Raw genomic sequence first — 3,297 nt, forward strand, 5'->3', positions numbered from 1 at the left:
CCCCCCCCCCCCCCCCCCCCCCCCCCCCCCCCCCCCCCCCCCCCCCCCCCCCCCCCCCCCCCCCCCCCCCCGGCTCAGCGCTCGGTGACCCGCCCGTCGGCCACCTCGATGCGGCGCGTGGTGTGCACCGCGTCCAGCATCCGGCGGTCGTGGGTGACCAGCAGCAGCGTGCCGGCGTACGCCGCGAGCGCCGACTCCAACTGCTCGATCGCGGGCAGGTCCAGGTGGTTGGTCGGCTCGTCGAGCACCAGCAGGTTGACCCCGCGGGCCTGGAGCAGGGCGAGCGCGGCCCGGGTCCGCTCGCCCGGCGAGAGGGTCGCGGCGGGGCGCAGCACGTGGTCGGCCTTCAGCCCGAACTTGGCCAACAGCGTCCGCACCTCGGCCGGTTCGAGCTCGGCCACGACCTCGCTGAAGGTGTCGAGCAGCGATCCGGCGTGGGGCCGTCCCTCGCCGCCGGGCGCCCGGGCCGGCGGCGGCGCGGCGGCAGCCTCCTGGTCGCCCGGTGCGTCCGCCTCCGCCCCGACCCGGTCCGCGCCGAAGAGCTGCGCCCTGGCCTGGTCCACCTCGCCGATGACCACACCGGAGCCGAGCGCCGTGTGCCCCTCGTCCAGCGGCAGCCGGCCGAGGAGTGCGGCCAGCAGGGTGGACTTGCCCGAGCCGTTGGCTCCGACGATCGCCACCCGGTCCGCCCAGTCGACCTGGAGGTCGACGGGGCCGAAGTCGAAGCTGCCGCGGCGCACCCGGGCCCCGCGCAGGGTGGCCACGACCGAGCCCGAGCGGGGCGCCTGGGCGATCTCAAGGCGCAGTTCCCACTCCTTGCGCGGCTCGTCGACCTCTTCGAGGCGCTCGATGAGCCGGTCGGTCTGTCGGGCCTTGGCCGCCTGCTTCTCGGTGCTTTCGATGCGCGCGTTGCGCAGCAGCTTGTCGCCGTCGGTGGCCTTGCGGCGGGCGTTGCGCACGCCCTTGTCCATCCAGGCGCGCTGGGTACGGGCCCGTTCCTCAAGCCCCGCCCGGGTCTGCGCGTACTGCTCGTACCGCTCCCTGGCGTGCCGGCGCGCTGTCTCGCGCTCCTCCAGGTAGGCGGTGTAGCCGCCGCCGAAGAGGGTGATCTGCTGTTGGGTCAGGTCGAGTTCGAGGACCTTGTCGACCGTACGGGCCAGGAACTCGCGGTCGTGGCTGACCAGGACGGTGCCGGCGCGCAGTCCGCGGACGAACTCCTCCAGCCGGGCCAGGCCGTCCAGGTCCAGGTCGTTGGTCGGCTCGTCGAGCAGGAAGACGTCGTACCGGCTGAGCAGCAGCGAGGCGAGTCCGGCGCGGGCCGCCTGGCCGCCGGAGAGCGCGGTCATCGGCCGGTCGAGACCGACCGAGAGGCCGAGCGACGCGGTGACGCCCTCGGCGCGCTCTGCCAGGTCGGCGCAGCCGAGCGTGAGCCACCGGTCCCAGGCGGTGGAGTACGCGTCGTCGGCACCCGACTGCCCGGCCGCCAGCGCTTCGGTGGCCGCGCCGAGGGCCGCCTCGGCGGCGGCGACCCCGGTGCGGCGGGCCAGGAAGTCACGCACCGTCTCGGCGCCGGTGGCCGGGTCGGAGCCGCCGGTGCGGCGCCGCTCGTGCTCCTGCGGCAGATGGCCGATGGTGGCGTGCGGCGGGCTGAGCGTGACGCTGCCCTCGGTGGGTGCGACCAGGCCGGCGAGGATGCGCAGCAGGGTGGACTTGCCGGCCCCGTTGGCGCCGACGAGGCCGATCGTGTCCCCGGGGGCCACGACGAGATCGAGACCGGCGAACAGGGTGCGGTCACCGTGGCCGGCGGCGAGGTTCTTGGCAACGAGAGTGGCAGTCATCAGTGGGTGATCCTAGCTGCGGGCCCCGTCGCGGCGCCCCCGCATATCCCTGGCCGGGGTGCTGTCCCTTGGCCGGCGGCGCTGATTCCCTGACCGGGGGCGCTGGCGGGGTGGGCGGGAGGTGGTGCCGGCCCGGGTGGAAGTGGCGCCGGCGCGGGGAGCACGCGGGGATCGCGGGTCCGGCCCGGCCTCCCGGTGCGGTGGGGTGGTGGGGTGTGGCGTGGCCCGGGCCGACGGCCCCGCACGCGTACGCCGTGCTCCGCTCCACGTCGTACGCCGCACTCCGTACCCCGCAGGGGCTCGCGCTGCGTCCGATCAGCGGATAGCGTCCCCGCATGGTGCGCGATGTGATCGTGATCGGCTCCGGCGTCACCGGCCTGACCTGCGCCGTTACGCTGGCGGAGCGAGGGTTTCGGGTGGCTGTGTGGGGTCGGGAGCCGGCCGCTGCGACCACCTCGGCGGTGGCCGGCGGACTCTGGTGGCCCTACCGCATCGAGCCGGCCGATGCCGCGGGCCGCTGGTCGCTGGCCGCGCTGACGGAACTGACCGCGCTGGCCGCCGACCCGCAGGAGAGCGGCGTACGGTTCGCCGACGGCACGCACGCGGGCCTGACGCGCGCGGACCTCGGGGCCTGGGCCGATGACCTGCCCGGGCTGCGGGCGGCCACGGCGGCGCAGTTGCCAGCCGGGTTCACGGCCGGGTTGCGGGCCCGCGTACCGCTGATCGACATGCCCACGCACCTGCGCCACCTGGAGCGCCGGCTGACCGCCGCCGGCGGCCCCGTCGAGACCCGCGCCCTGACCTCGCTCGCCGAGGCCGGCCGGGTGGCCGGGGCCGTGGTGAACTGCGCGGGCCTCGGCGCCCGCGACCTGGTCCCCGATCCGACCGTCTACCCGGTGCAGGGCCAGGTGGTGGTCGTGGCCAACCCGGGCCTGACGGAGTGGCTGGTGGCCGCCGACGACACGGCGGACGAGACGCTGTACGTACTGCCGCAGCCGTACGGGGTGGTGCTCGGCGGTACCGCCAGGGCCCACTCCTGGGAGCTGCGCCCCGAGCCCACGACGGCCGAGGCGATCCTGGCGCGCTGCGTTCGGGCGCGGCCCGAGTTGGCCGGGGCACCGGTGCTCGCCCACCGGGTCGGCCTGCGCCCGGCCCGCCCCCGGGTCAGGCTCGAACTGACGGAACTCCCGGGCGGCACCCGATGCGTCCACAACTACGGGCACGGCGGCGCGGGCGTCACCGTCGCCTGGGGTTGCGCCCGCGAGGTGGCGGCGCTACTCGGCGCCTGAGCCGGCCGCTGCGGGCCGCGGGCGACACGGGAGCGGCGCCGCGCCATGCGTCACGCAGCCCGCGCGGCGCCTGTGTGGTGGCCGTGGGCGGGACAGGCGGGGCGTCGGGGCGGGCGGGGGCGGGGCGTCCCGGCCCCCGCAGCCCCCCCGCCCCCCCCCCCCCCCCGGCG

The 3,297-nt window shown here is 76.9% G+C and carries 2 protein-coding genes; one reads left to right on the top strand and one right to left on the bottom strand.

Going from position 1 to position 3,297, the window contains the following annotated elements; translation table 11 throughout:
• Positions 1-74: 74 nt before the first annotated feature.
• Complete coding sequence (locus AAHZ94_RS31170) at positions 75-1,838, bottom strand: ABC-F family ATP-binding cassette domain-containing protein (protein WP_349997073.1); 1,764 nt, start codon at positions 1,836-1,838, stop codon at positions 75-77.
• 335 nt (positions 1,839-2,173) lie between these two features.
• On the opposite strand from AAHZ94_RS31170, the gene AAHZ94_RS31175 reads away from it, so the two are divergent.
• Positions 2,174-3,127: an FAD-dependent oxidoreductase gene (locus AAHZ94_RS31175; protein ID WP_349997074.1), complete on the top strand. Its 954-nt coding sequence runs from the start codon at positions 2,174-2,176 to the stop codon at positions 3,125-3,127.
• Positions 3,128-3,297 lie beyond the last annotated feature (170 nt).

Origin of the sequence: Streptomyces sp. HSW2009, from assembly GCF_040240285.1 — a bacterium.
Lineage (GTDB): Bacteria > Actinomycetota > Actinomycetes > Streptomycetales > Streptomycetaceae > Streptomyces.